This window comes from Corynebacterium riegelii (assembly GCF_016728505.1).
GTDB classification, from domain to species: Bacteria; Actinomycetota; Actinomycetes; order Mycobacteriales; family Mycobacteriaceae; genus Corynebacterium; species Corynebacterium riegelii.
The window spans coordinates 2,284,166-2,303,037 of sequence record NZ_CP068159.1 but is presented as its reverse complement, the minus strand read 5'-3'; the positions used below and the strand labels follow the sequence as shown (position 1 = coordinate 2,303,037).

At 60.7% G+C, this 18,872-nt stretch carries 20 protein-coding genes; 15 read left to right on the top strand and 5 right to left on the bottom strand.

The annotated features are described in order from the left end of the window. Nucleotides 1-20 precede the first annotated feature (20 nt). Genes I6I71_RS10975 through I6I71_RS10960 form a run of 4 tightly spaced genes read right to left on the bottom strand, consistent with a single transcriptional unit; the run spans nt 21 to nt 4,826 of the window. Nucleotides 21-626 carry a hypothetical protein gene (locus I6I71_RS10975; RefSeq protein ID WP_141738227.1) on the bottom strand — a complete coding sequence of 202 codons (606 nt, stop codon included), beginning with the start codon at nt 624-626 and terminating at the stop codon, nt 21-23. 56 nt (nt 627-682) lie between these two features. Beyond that, on the bottom strand, nt 683-2,056 hold the full coding sequence (locus tag I6I71_RS10970; protein ID WP_052203710.1) for a 3'-5' exonuclease: 1,374 nt from the start codon (nt 2,054-2,056) through the stop codon (nt 683-685). A 7-nt stretch (nt 2,057-2,063) separates the two neighbouring features. After that, nucleotides 2,064-4,241, bottom strand: a complete 2,178-nt coding sequence (glgX, locus tag I6I71_RS10965) for a glycogen debranching protein GlgX (RefSeq protein WP_052203712.1) — start codon at nt 4,239-4,241, stop codon at nt 2,064-2,066. 36 nt (nt 4,242-4,277) lie between these two features. Then, a complete protein-coding gene (locus tag I6I71_RS10960) occupies nt 4,278-4,826 on the bottom strand; it encodes a TetR family transcriptional regulator (protein WP_070495752.1) in 549 nt (182 codons plus the stop codon). Nucleotides 4,827-4,962: 136 nt separating this feature from the next. On the opposite strand from I6I71_RS10960, the gene I6I71_RS10955 reads away from it, so the two are divergent. Next, nucleotides 4,963-5,691, top strand: a complete 729-nt coding sequence (locus tag I6I71_RS10955; protein WP_157045273.1) for a hypothetical protein — start codon at nt 4,963-4,965, stop codon at nt 5,689-5,691. Continuing rightward, nucleotides 5,670-6,188: a hypothetical protein gene (locus I6I71_RS10950; RefSeq protein WP_201821017.1), complete on the top strand. Its 519-nt coding sequence runs from the start codon at nt 5,670-5,672 to the stop codon at nt 6,186-6,188. Before I6I71_RS10955 ends, I6I71_RS10950 begins: the two co-directional genes overlap by 22 nt. Here I6I71_RS10950 and I6I71_RS10945 read toward each other — a convergent pair. Next, on the bottom strand, nt 6,154-7,185 hold the full coding sequence (locus I6I71_RS10945) for a YbjN domain-containing protein (protein ID WP_201821016.1): 1,032 nt from the start codon (nt 7,183-7,185) through the stop codon (nt 6,154-6,156). The genes I6I71_RS10950 and I6I71_RS10945 overlap by 35 nt on opposite strands. A gap of 50 nt (nt 7,186-7,235) precedes the next feature. Here I6I71_RS10945 and hisD point away from each other — a divergent pair, with 50 nt between their 5' ends. From hisD to pyk, 13 genes are all read left to right on the top strand, one after another. Next, nucleotides 7,236-8,543 (top strand): histidinol dehydrogenase, encoded by a 1,308-nt coding sequence (hisD, locus tag I6I71_RS10940; protein ID WP_201821015.1) that lies wholly within the window; start codon nt 7,236-7,238, stop codon nt 8,541-8,543. Between the two features lie 5 nt (nt 8,544-8,548). Then, nucleotides 8,549-9,637: a histidinol-phosphate transaminase gene (locus I6I71_RS10935; protein ID WP_201821014.1), complete on the top strand. Its 1,089-nt coding sequence runs from the start codon at nt 8,549-8,551 to the stop codon at nt 9,635-9,637. Then, nucleotides 9,630-10,250 (top strand): imidazoleglycerol-phosphate dehydratase HisB, encoded by a 621-nt coding sequence (gene hisB, locus I6I71_RS10930; protein WP_201821013.1) that lies wholly within the window; start codon nt 9,630-9,632, stop codon nt 10,248-10,250. The genes I6I71_RS10935 and hisB overlap by 8 nt, the downstream gene beginning before the upstream one ends. Nucleotides 10,251-10,413: 163 nt before the next feature. Then, entirely contained in the window at nt 10,414-11,637 is a 1,224-nt protein-coding gene (locus I6I71_RS10925) for an MFS transporter (protein ID WP_236587316.1), read from the top strand. Between the two features lie 35 nt (nt 11,638-11,672). Continuing rightward, entirely contained in the window at nt 11,673-12,320 is a 648-nt protein-coding gene (hisH, locus tag I6I71_RS10920) for an imidazole glycerol phosphate synthase subunit HisH (protein WP_052203728.1), read from the top strand. Nucleotides 12,321-12,330: 10 nt separating this feature from the next. After that, nucleotides 12,331-13,068, top strand: a complete 738-nt coding sequence (priA, locus tag I6I71_RS10915; RefSeq protein ID WP_201821012.1) for a bifunctional 1-(5-phosphoribosyl)-5-((5-phosphoribosylamino)methylideneamino)imidazole-4-carboxamide isomerase/phosphoribosylanthranilate isomerase PriA — start codon at nt 12,331-12,333, stop codon at nt 13,066-13,068. A gap of 2 nt (nt 13,069-13,070) precedes the next feature. Continuing rightward, nucleotides 13,071-13,874 carry an inositol monophosphatase family protein gene (locus I6I71_RS10910; protein WP_201821011.1) on the top strand — a complete coding sequence of 268 codons (804 nt, stop codon included), beginning with the start codon at nt 13,071-13,073 and terminating at the stop codon, nt 13,872-13,874. A 25-nt stretch (nt 13,875-13,899) separates the two neighbouring features. Next, nucleotides 13,900-14,679 (top strand): imidazole glycerol phosphate synthase subunit HisF, encoded by a 780-nt coding sequence (gene hisF / locus I6I71_RS10905; protein ID WP_201821009.1) that lies wholly within the window; start codon nt 13,900-13,902, stop codon nt 14,677-14,679. After that, on the top strand, nt 14,680-15,057 hold the full coding sequence (gene hisI / locus I6I71_RS10900) for a phosphoribosyl-AMP cyclohydrolase (RefSeq protein WP_201821007.1): 378 nt from the start codon (nt 14,680-14,682) through the stop codon (nt 15,055-15,057). Further along, nucleotides 15,057-15,701, top strand: coding sequence for a TIGR02234 family membrane protein (locus tag I6I71_RS10895; protein ID WP_201821005.1), 645 nt, complete (start codon nt 15,057-15,059; stop codon nt 15,699-15,701). The genes hisI and I6I71_RS10895 overlap by 1 nt, the downstream gene beginning before the upstream one ends. Nucleotides 15,702-15,720: 19 nt before the next feature. Further along, nucleotides 15,721-16,536 (top strand): indole-3-glycerol phosphate synthase TrpC, encoded by an 816-nt coding sequence (locus I6I71_RS10890; protein ID WP_052206324.1) that lies wholly within the window; start codon nt 15,721-15,723, stop codon nt 16,534-16,536. A 10-nt stretch (nt 16,537-16,546) separates the two neighbouring features. Further along, nucleotides 16,547-17,428, top strand: coding sequence for a prolipoprotein diacylglyceryl transferase (lgt, locus tag I6I71_RS10885; RefSeq protein WP_070496034.1), 882 nt, complete (start codon nt 16,547-16,549; stop codon nt 17,426-17,428). A 14-nt stretch (nt 17,429-17,442) separates the two neighbouring features. Beyond that, nucleotides 17,443-18,867 carry a pyruvate kinase gene (gene pyk, locus I6I71_RS10880; RefSeq protein ID WP_070495770.1) on the top strand — a complete coding sequence of 475 codons (1,425 nt, stop codon included), beginning with the start codon at nt 17,443-17,445 and terminating at the stop codon, nt 18,865-18,867. Nucleotides 18,868-18,872: the final 5 nt, after the last annotated feature.

Sequence of the window (18,872 nt, the reverse complement as noted above, 5' to 3'; positions counted from 1 at the left end):
AGCGCCGCACAGCCCATCGGCTACGCCAACGAAACGCGAGTGCGGGCAAGCAGCGGAAACCCGAGCGAGAATAACAGCACACCCTCGTGCCCCAAGGCGCGAGCGACATCAAACTGATCCGCATCAAAGACAAACAGCTCACGCTGATCTCGTGAGAAGAACACCAGATCCCGCGTTGGGCTCAATACCGAAGAAAAGTGCGCGTGCAACATGCCAAACGTCAACGGGTGCGCACACCAGGCAGCCGCGGTGTGCAGATCACCGCGGACCTCCACGCCGCGCGGGGCATGCGCACCAAGCGTGACGGACGCAGGGCGGGAGAAAAACTGCACACCGGAAGCCGTAATCGCCGTTGCCCGCAACGACTGGGCCGCAGCATTCCACGCCTGGTGCGGGCTGAAACCCAGCTCACCGACCTCCTGGTGGGTGAGTACATCACCATTGGGCCCCTCGAAGGCGCACACCAGGCCAGGCGACAGGCTCACAAACGCGGTCGACGCGCCAAAGCCGGGCGTCATCCACGCCTTGGCGCTACTTGTCTCATGCGGGTCGCGCCGGGCAAGCCGGGGAAAGAGTTGGTGGTTGATAGGGGATACGGAGCGGTGGCCTAGAAGTGTTGTCTGCATATGTATTAGACCGCGAATCACCCGCCCCGGTTCCCTTACGCCGAGAAAAACTTTTGCTACTCGTCGTAGCCAAGCGCTTCCAACAGCTGAGCTGCCGTCCAGATCTGGATCTCCTGGCCCTTTTCCTGCAGCTCACGGGCACGCTTTTCCTTCGACGTCATCGTCGCCCACTCGCCAGCAACCAAGATCGTGGTTTTCTTGGTCACGTTCTTGCCCACCTGGCCGCCGTGCGCGGCGATGCCGGCCCACAACTCACCCTTGTCAAAGGGCTCAAAGTCGCCCGTCAGGGTGACGTTCTCCCCATAGAGCGGGGAGTTCGGGTCCGCCTTCGCATCCGGCTCCGGGATCGTATCCGGGGTAGCCACCGCATCCCACGGAGCAGGCCGGCGCTTACGCTTCGGGGCATCATCCACATTCTGGTTGTTGCCCTCAGGCTCAACCACAGCATCCACAACCGCGGCCATCGAACCTTCCTCGGCAGCCTTAGCCTGAAGCGCCCTCGTTGCCCCAGAGCGGTCCCTGAGCACCGGGGTCACCCGGTCCTGATCAATCGAACCCAACGCAAACCCAGCGCCGTGGACAAAGCCCATGAGACTGCCCTCGTATCCAGCACCCCGGGCAAGCCCGTTCAGAATGCCCGCGCAGGCGGCGGCGTCAGCTGCCGCGTCGTGGTGATTATCCAGCGCAACGTTGAAATGCTCTGCCAGGGTTGGCAGGCGGTGGTTTTGCACATCAAGCTTGGTGGCGCGCGCAAGCGCCAGCGTGCAGGCAAACATCACCCGCGGCACCGGCACATCCGAGGCCAAGCAGGCGTAGCGCAGCGCCGAGGCGTCAAACTGGGCGTTGTGCGCCACCATGGGAAGCTCCCCAATAAACGCGGCGACATCTTCCATCATGTCCCCAACAGCCGGGCAGTCAGCGACATCTTCAGCCGTAATGCCGTGGATGGACACGTTGAACGGGTCAAACGTGTCAAGGCCTTTGGGCGGGCAGCACTTCCACGACACGCGGTCAACTTCCTCACCGTCAATGACCTTCACCATGCCGATCTGGCAGATGGAACCCCATTGCTGGTTCGCGGTTTCCACATCCAGGGCCACAAAACTTAGGCCCGGGATGCCAGCTGCGCCATCAACTGCCGCAGCCTCTGGCGCCTCGCCGCGACGAGCGGCCTCAATCAGCGCAACCAAAGCCTTCGGGCCGTCAGGCTCGGTGGGGTAGAAGTGAAGGGTCAGCGCGCCGCTACCAAGCAAAAGCTCCAAAGAGCTAGGCGACCACGCATCGCCTTCAAACGCGGTCATGCCAGTGATCTCTGCAAGCGGGATCACACGATCCGCGGAGTTACCGCGCAGGGACGCCTCAAGCACCGTCGGCGAAATCACCACCTCACGGTTAGTTACCGTCACCCGAGCACCGTGGACTGCAAACATGTTGTATCTACCTCACCGGGGATTCGACCTGTTTAAGCACCAGCGTGGCACGCGCCGGAACCACTACCGTATCGCCTGCCGCAACCACCGTTTTCTCCTCGGGATACCCAAGCGGCTCAGTGGTATCAATCAACATCTCCCACTTGGCGCCGAACTGCTGCGGCGGCACCGTGAACTCAATGTCCTCAAAGTGGGCATTAAACAGCAGGGCAAACGAATCATCGTTGACCTTGCGGCCGCGACGATCCGCCTCAGTAATGGCATCACCGTTGAGGTAGACCATCAGCGCCTTGCCAAATGCGAAGTCCCAGTCGCTTTGCTCCATCAGCTGACCATCCGGGGTCAGCCAGGCAATCTCACGATCCGGCACGTCCTCGCCCAAGGCGCCACCGCTGAGGAAGCGGCGACGGCGAAACACCGGGTGGGCCTTACGGATGGCAATGAGGCGTTTGGTGAAATCGTGCAGCTCCTTGGATTCCTCCAGCAGCTCCCAGTTCATCCACGCAATCTCATTGTCCTGGCAGTAGACGTTGTTGTTGCCGTTCTGAGTGCGCGCGAACTCATCGCCGTGCGCAATCATCGGTGTGCCTTGGGATAACAGCAGCGTGGTTAGGAAATTACGGCGCTGCTGTGCACGCAGCTGCAGCACCTCCGGGTCATCCGTGGGGCCCTCAACACCACAGTTCCAGGAGCGGTTGTGGCTTTCACCATCACGGTTGTCCTCACCGTTGGCCGCGTTGTGCTTCTCGTTGTAGCTGACCAAGTCATTGAGCGTGAAGCCGTCGTGTGCGGTGATGAAGTTAATGGAGTGCGTTGGGCGGCGCCCGTTGTGCTGGTACAGGTCAGACGAACCAGTCAGGCGGGAAGCGAACTCGCCCAACGTGGATGCCTCACCGCGCCAGAAGTCACGCATAGTGTCGCGGTATTTGCCGTTCCACTCGCTCCACAACGCGGGGAAGTTGCCAACCTGGTAGCCGTTTTCACCCACATCCCAGGGTTCTGCGATCAGCTTGACCTGGCTGACAATCGGATCCTGCTGCACAAGGTCAAAAAACGTGGCTAGGCGGTCCACGTCAGAAAACTCACGCGCCAGGGTGGAAGCCAGGTCAAAGCGGAACCCGTCCACGTGCATCTCAGTGACCCAGTAGCGCAGCGAATCCATGATCAGCTGCAGCGAGTGCGGGTCGCGCACATTCAGCGAGTTACCGGTGCCGGTGTAGTCCATGTAGTGGAAGCGATCCCCGTCCACCAGGCGGTAGTAGGCCTCATTATCAATGCCGCGAAACGCGATGGTCGGGCCCATGTGGTTGCCCTCAGCGGTGTGGTTGTACACCACATCCAGGATCACCTCAATGCCCGCCTCGTGGTAGGCACGCACCATCTGCTTGAACTCAGCTACCGCATCGCCCGGCTTGTCGGAGGAGGCGTAATGGTTTTCAGGCGCGAAGAAGCCAAACGTGTTGTAGCCCCAGTAGTTGCGCAGTCCCAGGTCGCGCAAGCGATCGTCCTGAAGAAACTGGTGCACTGGCAGCAACTCGATGGCGGTTACGCCAAGGTCCGTGAGGTATTCCACCATCGCCGGGTGTGCCATGCCGGCATAGGTGCCGCGCAGGTTTTCCGGAATCTCCGGGTGCAGCTGTGTCATGCCCTTGACATGGCACTCATAAATCACGCTTTCCTCATCCGGGATGTTGGGGGAGCGGTCATCGCCCCAATCAAAAAATGGGTTGATCACCACAGAAAGCATGGTGTGGCCGAGCGAGTCTTCCTCGTTGCGGCCAGTGCCCGGGTTGTCTGCGTGTACGTCGTAGGAAAACAGGGCGGAGTGCTGGTCAAACTCCCCGTCAAACGCGCGCGCATACGGGTCGACCAACAGCTTGTTCGGGTCGCAGCGTTTGCCGTTTTCCGGGTCCCATGGGCCGTGGACGCGGTAGCCGTAGCGCTGGCCCGGGGAAACGCCGGGGAGATAGGCGTGCCAGACGTGGTTATCTACCTCTTCCAGCGGGACCCGGGTTTCCTGCATGTCCTGGTCAATCAGACAAAGCTCAACCTTGGTGGCAACACTGGAGAAAAGTGCAAAGTTGGTGCCCGCCCCGTCATACGTCGAGCCCAGCGGGTAAGCGGACCCTGGCCAGGTCTCCGGTGTCTCGGGGGTGCCGGAGGGCTGGTTGATGGTTTCAGTCATGTCGGTCGATCATACGCGCGGCGTACACAAGCCCGATCATACGCGCGGCGTACACAAGCCGTTGAGCAGCAGTCGAACAGCCGTTGCATGATCGTGCTCGCTGCGTGTGGCTGACTCACCCGTTAGCTGTGCAAGCTGGGCCCCTGCCTGTTCCACGGCGGCTGCCCCCAGAGTCATGTGCAGCAGTCCGCTCGCTGCAGCGCGCTTGTTGCTTATCGACGCCACGTTGCCCACCCTCGCCTCAACCACCTCTTCAAAGCGCTGTGTCAGTGCTGTGCCAAGGGAAGCATCCGGGTAACCGAGGGCAGTGACAACAACCTCAGCACCGTCCCGAATATCCAGCGCGCATGAATAAAGTAGGGCGCACAATGCTTCAGGATCGTCCGTTCCGGGGGCCAAAACTGGGGCAACAATCGCTTCTGCCAAGGATGCGATGAGCGCCTGTTTGTTGGCAATGTGCCAGTACAACGCGCCAGGGGCGACGCCGAGAGAGGTGGCAACGCGGCGCATGGTGACATCCGCCAGCCCGTATTGGCGCAGAATGTCAAGCGCCGCCTCGGTGATTGATGCGCCGGTGAGTTGCATAGTTGTCCACTGTACTCACAGAAAGGATTCAGAGGGCTTACAAGGCTGTTGGACAATAAGCCCAGCTTGACGCTGTTAGAATAGTCCGAAGTATTTTCAACTGGATGTAGTCCAAATTTGAGGAGAGATTAGTTCCGTGACGCTTCCCTTTGCTTCGAAGAAGTCTGTCGCAGTGGCCGCCGCAGCAGTCGTAATGTCCTGCACGCTCACCGCGTGCGGCTCTGATTCTGAAACCACCGCTGGTGGCGGTCTTTCCACTGCGGCGACTGCGCAGGGCGCTGCCAATGAGGCGGGGGAGAACACTGTCGCTGAAGAACCTTCCGCCGAAGGCGGAGAGTCGAAGGCGTCTGAGTCGAAGCCGACCACCAGCGCGGAGAAGAAGAACAACGGGGGAGAGAAGAAGGACGAAGGCAGGCAGGAAGATCAGGCGATTCCAACCCTGATCAACCCGCTTGAGGACGGGCTGGAGTCACCAGAATTTGAACCGCTGGCAGGTGGCCGTGAGGGCACCGAGGCGGAGCGCAAGGAAATGGAAGAGGTTGTGACCAAGATCAGCAACCCTGAGTCCTTTGCCAAGTGGACTCGCGTGATCTTGGACAACTCTTGCGCTGACGTTCGTGAGCCTGCGATGGAGCAGTTTGAAAGCCAGGGTCTGACGCTGGAGATGGTTGAGCAGATCATGGAGCAGCAGGAAGCCCAGGGCGGCGCCTTTGATATTCCGCGCTCTGAAATCACCGTCTCTGACGTCCGCGTCGATGGTGACCGCGCTTCCGCCACCGTGCACAGCAAGTCCAACGCCGGTGAGAATGAGAGCGTGCAGCTCTTTGCTAAGGAAGACGGCAAGTGGAAGGTGTGCAAGAACTAAGCAAGCCGCAGCGCCGCAGTAGCAGCAGTATGCCGCGTATTTCCCCAGCCATTGGTAGTGCCGCCGGGCTGTTGCTTGCCGGGCTGGGGTTTGGCATTGTCGGTGGGGTGGCGTGGGGGCTGCTGCGCCCCGCCTTGGTGATTGACGCTTCGGGGGTGGTTGATCAGGTTGCCAGTGATCCGAACGCTTTCTTTGGCACGGTTGGCTGGCTCAGCGTCATCACCGCCGTCATTGGCGTATTGCTGTCTACGCTTGCGTGGCACCAGCACAAACGCGTCGGCTACCTGGTGTGGCTGATCGTAGTTGCCGTGGCGGCGACGTTTGCGGTGATCGCGGTGGGTGACGTGATGTCCATGATGCAGCATCGCAGTGATGCCACCCGTATTGCGCCGCCGCTGACTACGCCTGCGGTGTGGGTTGTCGCGCCGACTGTTGCGGCAATCATCTACTGGCTGCGCAACGTTATTGCGTACTTGGCGGCCACTGAACATGCGTAGCCCCAGAAATAATCACGCTCGCACGATCGATTGCGCCCAGGCAGGACAGGATTGCGGTGATGACAAAGTTGTCGCGCTGCTGATCACTTAAGCCATCCTCTATAAGCAACGATGCCTCAGCTTGCACGTGGAGCGTGTCTAAATCTTCGTGCAGGTACACGCTGATGCCCAATGCTCGCTCGGCGACATCGTTGCAGGCAAGCCACGTGCTGAAGAAGTCAGAATCCTCACTCAGCCCGGTATCCCACATGGACGCCACGCGGATGTGTGTGCCCGCGTCCACCATCAGCGCAAATGTCACCCCGTTCACCCCGGTTGCGATCACTCCGTCGGTCACCGCATAAGAAAAATCAAGCGCCTCCAGCGATTCTTTGAGCGCCACCAAGTCCACAGGCTGGGCAAACACGGGTGTGGGGGTGGCGGTGTAGATGTCGGGGGCGTGCAATGGGGCGTCGATAAGCAAAGGCTCCTTGACCAACGCCTGGTGATCCTGCGCACGCATCAGTGCCGGCGGCAAGGGGGTATCAAAACCGATGGGCAAGGTCTGCGCACGCAGTTGCGTGGAGAACGACTGCAGCCGGCCGTAAAAATGGGCGAGAAAGGTCAGTAACTGCGAATCACTCAGTCCGTAACGGGTGGGGATTGCGCCGCGTAGACGGACCCGGAAATCACCAGCATCTGTGAGCCGGCACGACGCAACGGGCCCCAACTGATCGCGGTTCCACTGGTTACACCACCGGGAAAGGGCAGGTGCAGCCTCAAAAGCTGTAGGAATGCGATCTACCGCATCAACCACCAGCGTCTGCGGCCGCTGATAGGAGATCCACACCGTTATTGTTGCTGCGGGTAGACCGACCACCGCCCGATCGGGGCGAGACAGCGCTTCCAACCCCAGACTGGAAAACGCTTCGGCGACGCGTTCGAGGGTGACTTCTGCCAGCGGCTCATCAATTCGGCCGTCCTCTAATCGCCCTCGCGCTCGCCTATGCCTACCCATGTGGGTGAGTTTAGGCCCGCGGCGCTGCTGACAGGGATAGACTTAGACAAATGCTGCATGTGACCGATCTCCGGGACCAAACTCCAACTACTTCTCAGCTGCGCCGCCTCATGCCGCGCGGTGGCGTTGATGTTGCCTCTGTGCTGCCAACGGTGGCGCCGATTGTTGAGGCTGTGCGTGAAGAAGGCGCTGAGCGCGCGCTTGCCTACGGCGAGCAGTTTGACCATGTGCGCCCAACATCCGTGCGGGTGCCGGCCGAGGTCATCGACGCGGCCGAGGCTGGTCTGACGCCTGAGCTGCGCGCCGCCTTGAAGGAAGCGATCGCGCGCATTCGCAAGGTACACGCGGAGCAAAAGCCTGCCGCGCACACCACCACGCTTGCAGATGGTGCGACGGTGACGGAGACGTTCCTGCCGGTGGCACGTGTGGGCCTGTACGTGCCGGGTGGCAAGGCGGTCTACCCATCCAGCGTGTTGATGAACGTGATCCCTGCCCAGGAAGCCGGCGCGGAGTCCATGGTGGTGTGCACCCCGCCGCAGGCAGACTTTGGTGGTTGGCCGCATCCGACGATCCTGGCTGCCTGCAAGCTGCTGGGCGTAGACGAGGTCTGGGCAGTCGGCGGCGCGCAGGCGGTGGCCCTGATGGCCTATGGCGATGACGCATATGAGCTTGAGCCGGTAGACATGATTACCGGCCCGGGCAACATCTTTGTTGCGGCGGCCAAGCGTCTAGTCAACGGCGTTGTTGGTATCGATGCCGAGGCTGGCCCGAGTGAGATCGCGGTGCTTGCAGACGCTGGTGCGAACTCCACCTACGTCGCCTTAGACCTGATCTCGCAGGCTGAGCACGACGAGAACGCCGCGAGTGTGCTGATCACGGATTCCGAAACCTTTGCGCAAGATGTCGTGGACAAGGTGGAACGCTTCAGCGCACAGACCCTCAACGCGGATCGCGCGGCCTCCGCACTTGGGGGCAATCAGTCTGGTGTGGTGCTGGTGCGTGACATGGAGCAGGGCATTGCCGTAGCCAACGCGTACGCCGCTGAGCACCTGGAGATCCACACCGCAAACGCACGTGAGGTGGCGCAGCGCATTACCAACGCAGGCGCAATCTTCATCGGCCCCTACTCGCCAGTACCGCTGGGCGACTATGCTGCAGGCTCCAACCACGTCCTGCCAACCTCTGGTACTGCACGCTTCAACGCTGGGTTGAGCACGCACACCTTCTTGCGCCCAGTCAACCTGATTGAGTATGACAAGGCAGCCATGCAGGACATTGGCCACCACATCATTGCGCTGGCCAAAGACGAGCAGCTGCCCGCACACGGCGAAGCAATCGCCGCAAGGATGGAGGACTAAAACACATGGCGTCTCTAGACAAGCTCCCGCTGCGCGAGGAGCTGCGTGGCAAACATGCCTACGGCGCACCGCAACTGGATGTTGCGGTAGCCCTCAACACCAACGAGAATCCCTACCCGCCATCAGATGCGCTGATTGCAGACCTGGTTGCAGAGGTACAAAAGGTGGCACGTGGGCTCAACCGCTACCCGGAGCGCGACGCGGTCGTGCTGCGCGACGCACTAGCGGCATACGTGACCACGCAGACCGGGGTAGCAGTTACCCGCGAGCACGTTTGGGTAGCAAACGGCTCCAACGAGGTGCTCCAGCAACTTCTGCAAGCCTTCGGCGGACCGGGCCGCAGCGCCATGGGCTTTGTTCCCAGCTACTCCATGCACCCAATCCTGTGCGCTGGCACCCAGACGGAATTTATCGGCGTGCCTCGTGGTGAAGATTTCCGCATTGACATGGATGTGGCGCTTGCCGCAATCGCTGAACACCAGCCGGACGTTGTCTTTGTCACAACCCCAAACAACCCGACCGGTGACGTCACGGACATCGCAGACATCGAGCGCATCATCCAGGCCGCGCCGGGGATTGTGATTGTGGACGAAGCGTATGCGGAGTTTTCGCCTTCCCCATCTGCGTGCACGCTGCTGGCTGCATACCCGGAGAAGCTTGTGGTTAGCCGCACGATGAGCAAGGCGTTCGACTTTGCTGGTGGCCGTCTGGGCTACTTCGTGGCGGACCCCGCATTTGTGGAGGCCGTGATGCTGGTGCGTTTGCCCTACCACCTCTCGGTGCTGTCCCAGGCTGCGGCGACGGTGGCGCTGAAGCATGCCGACGACACGTTGGCAACAGTGGAGAAGCTTGCTCGTGAGCGCGAGCGAGTGCAGGCGGAGCTTCTTGCTATGGGCTATGACGTGGTGCCGAGCGAGTCGAACTTCGTTTTCTTCGGCCACTTTGAAAACGCTGCTTCTGCGTGGCAGCAGTTCTTGGACCGCGGGGTGCTGATTCGAGACGTTGGTGTGCCGCACCGGCTGCGTGTCACCATTGGTCTGGACACGGAAAATGACGCATTTTTGCAGGCAGCGAAGGAGATTATCAATGGCTGATGGGGGAGTGAACGCGCCGCGTATCGGGTGCGCAACGCGTACGACAAGTGAGTCGGACATCACGGTAGAGATCAACCTGGACGGCACGGGCACGTGCAACGTAGATACTGGTCTGCCGTTTTTTGACCACATGTTGAATGCCTTTGGCACCCACGGCGCGTTTGATCTGACCGTGACTGCGAAGGGTGACACCCACATTGACGCGCACCACACAGTGGAAGACACCGCCATTGTGCTGGGCCGCGCGCTTGCAGAGGCGATTGGGAACAAGGCAGGCATTCGCCGTTTCGGCTCGATGCTGCTTCCTATGGATGAGACGCTGGTCGAGGCGGTTGTGGATTTCTCCGGCAGGCCCTACTTTGTCATGAACGGCGAGCCGGAAAACATGGACTGGCAGGTCATCGGCGGCCACTACGCCACCGTGATCAACCGCCACTTTTTTGAAACGCTGGCGTTGAACTCCGCCGTCACCCTGCATGTAAACGTGCGCTACGGGCGAGACCCTCACCACATCACGGAAGCCGAGTACAAGGCGGTGGCCCGCGCAATCCGCCAAGCAGCCGAAGCGGACCCGAAGATTAGCGGTATCCCTTCCACAAAGGGTGCCCTTTAGAGTCCACCTCTAAGATCGAAAAAGGTAACTGAAAAGCGAACAACAAGAAGGGCAACCAGAAGGGAGCGGGGTAGTGGCGTTGATGGGCGCTTTCGCAAGGGCGCGCAGGCCGTTAACACCAGAGGAAGTAAGTGGTGTGACATCGGTGTGGCGAGCCCGAGGCATGCTAGCCGTCCTAGTTGCCGTCGCCGCTGCCTTTGGCGCGTGGTCGCTGCTGCTGCCCGTCGTTCCCACGGCAGTACTTGATGCTGGTGGGGCGGAATCGCTGGCGGGGTTGAGTACCGGCGTGTTCATGCTCTTTACCGTGATCACGCAGATCTTCACACCATGGCTGTTGCGGAAGTTTGGGTTCCGCGTGGTCATGGTGGTTTCCGCCTTCCTGCTTGGCGGCCCAGCGTTTGGCTACATGCTGGGCATGGAGCCCGGCGTGTTGCTGACAGTCAGTGCAATCCGTGGTGTAGGCTTCGGCGCACTGTCTGTGGCAGAGGCTGCGATTATTGCAGAGCTTGTGCCACTGCGCTTGCTTGGGCGTGCGACGGGAACGTTGGGGCTGTTCGTCGGGGCGTCGCAAATGGTAGCTCTGCCGCTGGGCCTGGGGCTGGTGGACGTGGTTGGCTACAACGGTGTGTTTGCAATCGGGGCCTCCGTTGGTTTGGTTGCACTGTTGTCTGCAGTACTGATCCCAACCATTCCGCCGAGTGTGGAAGAACACATCACCCCCAACGTGATCCGCGTGCCAACCTGGCACCTCGTGCTGGTGCCTGCCCTGGCGCTGATGTTTATCACCACCGCCTACGGCGCGATTACAAACTTCCTGCCAGCTGCAATGCGTGATCTGGACGCCGCCCGCGGCGCAGCTCTTGGCGGAGTAATGCTGGGTCTGCTCAATCTGGCGGCGATGGGCTCCCGCTACTACGCCGGACGAGTCACGGACCGTACCGGCCAACCCGGCAGTGTGCTCATCCCGTTCCAGGTTTGTGCCGCACTTGGCGTGTTTATGACCGCGGTGATCTTGGTCATGGGTCTGCCAGTGTGGACGGTGGCGTTCGCGGTGATCTTCTACGGCCTTGGCTTCGGTGCCGCCCAGAATGAGGCATTGACCATGATGTTCTACCGTCTGCCGCGCTCCAAGGCATCCCAAGCGTCTGCCATCTGGAATATTTCCTTTGACAGCGGTACAGGCATTGGCTCCACCGTCTACGGCATGATGCTGGTGGGCATGAGCTTTGCACCGATGTTTGGCATCGCTGCAGGGGTGATCCTGGTGGGCCTCGCTGTGACCCTGCTGGATAGGCAGCTGGGCCGCTACCGTGTGGTGGAAGTGAACAACCTTGCGGTTCGCCTCAAATCCGTACAGGTACCGAGGCGCAGAAGGCCGAAGCGTTAAGGCTGTGTTGGGCCGACGCGCTAAAATCAACGCCCATGTCTGCACACCAACCCACCGTGGCGCTTTTAGATTATGGCGCCGGAAACCTGCGTTCCGCCCAGCGTGCCCTTGAACACGTCGGCGCACGCGTTAACGTCACCCGCGACCCCAAAGAGGCAGTCGAGGCCACGGGCCTTGTCGTACCAGGCGTTGGTGCGTTCGCGGCCTGTATGCAGGGACTGAACGCGGTAGGTGGGCCGCGCATTGTTGGCCAGCGCCTGGCAGGTTCGCGCCCAGTGTTGGGTATCTGCGTTGGCATGCAGGTCATGTTTGAAACAGGTGTGGAACACGGGGTTGAGGCGAAAGGCCTGGGGGAGTGGCCTGGCAGCGTGGATAAGCTTGAAGCCCCAGTGCTGCCCCACATGGGGTGGAACACTGTGGAGCAGCCCGAGGACACCGCCATGTTTGCTGGCATTGACCCAGATGCGCGCTTCTACTTCGTGCACTCGTATGCCGCGCAGGAATTCCCACTACAAGAAGATGACTTCATTGCATACCCCAAGGTGGCGTGGGCGCAGCACGCCCAGTCCCGGTTTGTGGCAGCTGTGGAAAACGGCCCGTTGTGGGCAACCCAGTTCCACCCGGAAAAGTCTGGGGATGCGGGCCTTGCGCTACTGCGCAACTGGGTGAAACAGCTGAGTTAGACTAGCCGCTATGACATTTACTCTGCTGCCAGCTGTTGATGTGGTTAATGGCCAGGCTGTTCGCCTGGACCAGGGGGAAGCCGGAACTGAAAAAGTCTACGGGGACCCCCTTTCTGCTGCGAAGCAGTGGCAGGACGAGGGTGCGACCTGGTTGCACTTTGTGGATTTGGATGCGGCCTTTGGGCGCGGATCCAACCATGAGCTGATGGCAGACATCACCCGCCAGTTGGACATCAATGTGGAGCTGACCGGCGGCATTCGGGACGATGCAAGTCTGGAGCGCGCCCTGGCTACCGGAGCAAAGCGTGTAAACATTGGTACCGCCGCGCTGCAGAATCCGGAGTGGATGGAGTCTGTTATTGCGCGCTACGGCGACAAGGTGGCTATTGATCTTGCGGTGCGTGAAGAAAACGGGCAGTGGCAGACCAAGGGCAATGGTTGGACCTCTGACGGTGGGGACCTGTGGGAGGTGCTCGAGCGTTTTGATGCTGCGGGCTGCACCCGGTTTGTGGTCACTGACGTGAGCAAGGACGGCACGCTAGCTGGCCCGAACGTGGAGCTGTTGCGTGAGGTCTCTGCCGCGACGGACGCGTTTGTTACGGCTTCCGGCGGTATTGCAACGATTGAAGACGTCACGCAGATTGCCTCCTACGCGGATGAAGGTATTGACTCTGTCATCATTGGCAAGGCGCTGTATGAGAAGCGCTTTACTCTGCGTGAGGCGCTTGCTGCAGTAGGTGCCTGCTAGCCGTGTCGGCGGATATTCAGCACTATTTGGACGTTGCGCTTGAGGCAGTGGCCAAGGCGCGTGAGGTGATGTTGGCTCACCGAGGTGCGGCGCCTGCCCTGATCAAGGGCAAGGGCGATTTTGCTACCGAGGCTGATTTGGCAATTGAGGCGCTGCTGCGTGAACACCTGCGCAGGGAAACCGGTATCAACGTCTTTGGGGAGGAAAACGGCGGCGAGTTCACCCCGGAGGCCTGCTGGGTGCTCGATCCTATAGACGGCACGTCGAATTACTCCGCCGGCAACCCGAACTGCGCTATTTTGGTCTCTCTCGTGTTGGAAGGCCAGCCGGTTGTGGCAGTGGTGGACATGCCGCTTTTAGGCTTGCACGTTTCTGCCTGCGCCGGTGGCCCGGTGGTGTGTAACGGTGAAGTACTGCCGCCGCTGGAGGACACCGGTGGGCAGGGGCGTGCCGCACAGGTAGGCGTGGGCTCGGTTGGCTCGGATGACCGGGTACGCTTCCCGGCGCCGCTTCGCCTCGCCTTGATTGGCTTGCTTGCAGATGGCCCGTTGCGCCCACGCATTTCCGGATCCGTTGGCGTGGACCTGGCGTTTGTGGCGCTTGGTATTTACCGGGCGGCAGTGAGTTTTTCCCCGTACGTGTGGGACAACGCCGCAGGTGTCCTGCTTGCGCGGTGCGCAGGAGCGATAGTTACGGACGTGGACGGTGGGCCGTGGACGCCGGAGAGCGTAGGGGCGATCGTTGGTGCGCCGTCAGCACATGAGACGGTGCTCAGTAGCATGTTGCACATATCCGCAAACACATAACTAAGCACATACATAAGGAGCAGCCATGACCGTAGCTGTGCGAGTGATTCCCTGCCTGGACGTGGATAACGGCCGCGTGGTCAAGGGTGTGAATTTTGAAAACCTTAAAGACGCAGGTGACCCGGTGGAGTTGGCCAAGCGCTACGGCGAAGAGGGCGCAGATGAGTTGACGTTTTTGGACGTCACTGCGTCTAAAGAGGGCCGCGGCACGATGCTTGAGGTTGTGCGCCGGACCGCGGACCAGGTCTTTATCCCACTGACCGTGGGTGGCGGTGTGCGCAGTGCCGATGATGTGCGCGAGCTTCTGCGCGCTGGCGCGGATAAGGTCAGCGTGAACACTGCGGCGATTGCGCGCCCGGAGCTACTGCGTGAGCTGGCGCAGGAGTTTGGCTCCCAGTGCATTGTGCTTTCCGTTGATGCGCGACGTTGCCCTGCCAATTCCGGCGAAGAGCCCACGCCTTCCGGTTTTGAGGTGACCACGCACGGCGGCACTCGCTCCGCTGGGCTGGACGCCATTGAGTGGGCGCGCACCGGCGAAAAGCTGGGTGTTGGTGAAATCCTGCTGAACTCCATGGATGGTGACGGCACGAAGGAAGGCTTCGATCTTGAGCTTTTGCGCCAGGTTCGCGCGGCGGTGAGCATTCCGGTGATTGCCTCTGGTGGCGCGGGTAGCGCTGCGCATTTCCCGCCGGCGGTGGAGGCGGGTGCGGATGCGGTGCTCGCAGCGTCGATCTTCCACTTCGGCGAGGTGTCTATCGCTGAGGTGAAAAAGGCGTTGGCTGATGCGGGTTATGAGGTGCGCTAGATGTCTGAAGAGATGTCTCAGGAGCTGACCGATCCGGCAGATTTTGCGCTGGACCCGGACATTGCTGCGCGGCTGAAGCGCAACGCGGATGGCTTGGTGCCTGCGATTGTGCAGGCGGCTGACACGCGCGAGGTGTTGATGATGGCGTGGATGGATGACCACGCTTTGGCCCACACGTTGGCTACGCGCCGCGGTACGTACTACTCGCGTTCGCGCAAGGAGTACTGGATTAAGGGCTTGACTTCCGGCAACGTGCAGGCGGTGGAGTCGGTGGCGCTGGATTGTGATGGCGATACGGTTTTGGTGACCGTGCAGCAAACGGGTGGTGCGTGCCATACGGGTGATCGCACGTGTTTTGATGCGGATGTGTTGCTGTGATGGCCCCGCACAAAGTTGGAGCGATCCTGATCGCGCTCGGTGCCACGTTGTTGGCCGTGTTCTCGCGCGTGCCATGGATTACCGCCACCTATGAGGATTCCCTCTCTGGCGGTGGTGTTGCGCAGATCCGCGGCGCGGATTGGTCTACGGAGACTACTGCCGTTGCGCTGTTGCTGTTTGTCGGCGCTTTGGGGGCTTTTGCTTTACGACGCTTAGGCAGACGCACCACAGCGATCATCTCCGCTATCGCCGCCGTCGGTGCGGCGGTGTCACCTGTGATGCTGCTTGCGCGAGGGGCAGACGCGGAACGTGTGCACGCACTGTTGACCACAGGTGCGGATGCGGCGCAGACCACGGCGTCGAAGACGGAGCTGATCTCGGAGTGGGCGGAGATCACCGCCACGGACATCTCCACTGCGTTTCCGCTGCTGACTTTGCTTGGTGCGGCGCTTGCCGTGGTAGGTGCGGTTGTTGTTGCGTTGCGCCCAGGCCAGGACGCGCCGAAGCTGAGCAAGTACGAAAAAGAAGCGGTGCGGCGCAAACATTTGGAAGAAGACATGGAGGCGCGCCCCGATTCGGGCCGCGTTATGTGGGACGCGCTGGACGCGGATATTGATCCCACCGATTTCTCCACAGGACGCTAGAGCCACTACCCTTATGCACATGCTGGCGTCGAGCGTGGTCAATCCGGTGGTGGATGGGGTGCTGCGTGACGTCGAAAAGCGGGAAGCCCAAGTGCCCTTCAAGGAGATCAAGGCGCGCTCCCGCGACATGGAACCCACGCGTGATGCCCGTGCCGCGCTTCTGCGGCCCGGCTGCAGTGTGATTGCAGAAATCAAGCTGAATTCGCCCGTCTTCGGCCCGACCAGGGTTGATCGACGGGCGATTGCTGATGTGTCGAAGGCTATTGAAGACGGTGGGGCGCACCTGATCGCATGCCAGACGGAGCGCCTGCGCTTTGATGGTTCCTTGCACGACATGGCCGCCGCCCGGGCAGCGGTGAGTCTGCCAATGGTGTGTCGTGACGTGATTGTGGATCCGTATCAGATCCATGAAGCACGCTGCTACGGTGCGGATGTGCTGCCGCTGCAGGTGGGGATTTTGGAGGAGGCCAGGCTGGCGGCGCTGCTAGACCGCGCGGAGTCACTCGGCATGGTGGTGATGGCGGAGGTGCGCACCCCGCAGGAGGCGGATCTGGCGCTGCGGGTGGGGGCGAGCGTGATTGCGGTGAACTCCTGGACCTTTGATACCAATGATCTGCGCCATGGCGTGTTCGCCGAGATCGTGCCGGGCCTGCCCAGTGAGGTGATCAAGATTTCGCTGGGTGGCGTGACGTCTGTGCGTGACCTGTTGGATGCGGCTGCAAGTGGTGCGGATGCCGTATTGGCGGCTGAGGCGATCATGAGCGGCGACGATATTTTTGCCGCTACGCGCAAGCTCGCCGCAGCTGGCCAACACCCCTCCTGCCCGAGACGGTAGTGTGCTGGGGGTGCAAACCATGATCTTGGCTAACATCCCTTCGCCGCCACAGGGCGTGTGGCACCTTGGCCCGGTGCCTATCCGTGCGTATGCGCTGTGCATTATGACCGGCATCATCGTGGCTACGTTTATTGGCATCCGCCGCTACCAGGCGCGTGGAGGCAGCGCGGACACGGTGTGGGACGCGCTGATTGTTGTCATCCCGGCCGGCATTATCGGCGGGCGTCTCTACCACGTGATTACGGATTACGATAAGTACTTCGGACCCGGCAAGGATCCCTGGCAGGCATTCAATATCACCGCCGGCGGCCTTGGCATTTGGGGTGCGGTGGCACTGGGCGCTGTGGCGCTGATGGTGATGATGCGGGTGAAAAAGCTGCCGTTTTTGCCGCTCGCGGATGCGCTTGCCCCGGGCGTGATCTTGGCCCAGGGCATTGGGCGTTTGGGTAATTGGTTTAACCAAGAGCTCTACGGCGCGGAAACAGACGTGCCCTGGGCGCTGGATATTTACTACCGCGTAGATGAAGCGGGCAACTACTCGCCGCTCAATGGCCACTCCACGGGTGAGGTCATTGCAAGCGTGCACCCGACTTTTTTGTACGAGCTGATCTGGAACGTGCTCATTTTCGCTCTGTTGATCTGGGCGGATCGCAGGTTCAAGCTTGGCCACGGGCGTGTGCTGTGGCTCTACGTTGCCGGCTACACCTTCGGCAGGTTCTTCATTGAGCTGATGCGTACTGATGCGGCGACGATGATCTTGGGCCAGCGTGTGAACACGTGGGTGTCTGGGATCTTGTTCATTGTGGCGCTGGTGTTGTTCCTGCGTGCGCAGCGTGGACGTGAAACTCCACAGGAGGTGGATCCCGCGAACGCGCATGAGCGTGAAAACTGAGTAGAGTTAGGCGCGTGGATAGAAGAACGAAGATTGTTTGTACTCTTGGTCCCGCGGTGGCAAGCAAAGATGCCATCGTGGGCCTTGTTAAAGAGGGCATGGATGTCGCTCGCCTGAACTTCTCCCACGGCGACTACCCGGACCATGAGCAGAATTACCGCTGGGTCCGTGAGGCTACGGATGAGACTGGCCACGCCGTGGGCATCCTGGCTGACTTGCAGGGCCCGAAGATTCGCCTGGGCCGCTTTGAGGGGGATGGCAAAACCTACTGGGAGACCGGTGAGATTGTCCGCATCACCGTTGATGATGTTGTGGGCACGCACGATAGGGTTTCCACCACCTACAAGCAGTTGGCGCTGGATGCGAAACCGGGGGACAGGTTGCTTGTAGACGATGGCAAGGTCGGCCTCGTCTGCCTCGAAGTTGATGGCAACGATGTGGTGTGCAAGGTCACCGAGGGTGGCCCCGTGTCCAACAACAAGGGTGTGTCTCTTCCTGGCATGGCTATCTCCGTGCCGGCGTTGAGCGAGAAGGACAAGGAAGACCTGCGTTTTGCGCTGCGTATGGGCGTGGACATGATCGCGCTTTCCTTCGTTCGTTCGCCGTCTGATGTGGACTTGGTGCACGAGATCATGGATGAGGTTGGCCGCCGCGTCCCGGTGATTGCGAAGCTGGAGAAGCCAGAGGCGGTTGACGCGTTGGAGTCCATCATTTTGGCGTTTGATGCCGTGATGGTGGCTCGTGGTGATCTTGGTGTGGAGATCCCGCTCGAGCAGGTGCCGTTGGTGCAAAAGCGCGTGATCCAGATTGCGCGTGAGAACGCCAAGCCGGTGATCGTGGCAACGCAGATGCTGGATTCCATGATTGATAACTCGCGCCCAACGCGTGCTGAGGCCTCCGATGTGGCTAACGCGGTGCTAGATGGTGCGGATGCGGTGATGCTTTCCGGCGAGACGTCGGTGGGTGTTGACCCGCACAATGTGGTGCGCACCATGAGCAGGATCGTGCGTTCTGCTGAGACCATGGGCACGGTGCCGCCGCTCAATCACATTCCGCGCACCAAGCGTGGCGTGGTGTCGTATTCCGCAAATGACATTGCTAGCCGCCTGAACGCGCGCGCGATTGTCACGTTTACTACCTCTGGTGACACGGCTCGCCGCGTGGCACGCCTGCACCCGGAGCTGCCGCTTTTGGTGTTCACCCCTGTGCAGCAGGTTCGTTCCCAACTGGCGGTCACGTGGGGTGTGGAGACCTTCCTGTGCCCGGACGTATACTCCACGGATGACATGATCCGCACGGTAGATGACATCTTGCTTGCGCTGGATGACTACAAGAAGGGCGAGACCATGGTGGTTGTGGCCGGTATCCCACCGGGGGTTGCTGGCACCACGAACACGATTCACGTGCACCAGCTGGGCGAGGACACCCGTAACCCCTAAGTAGT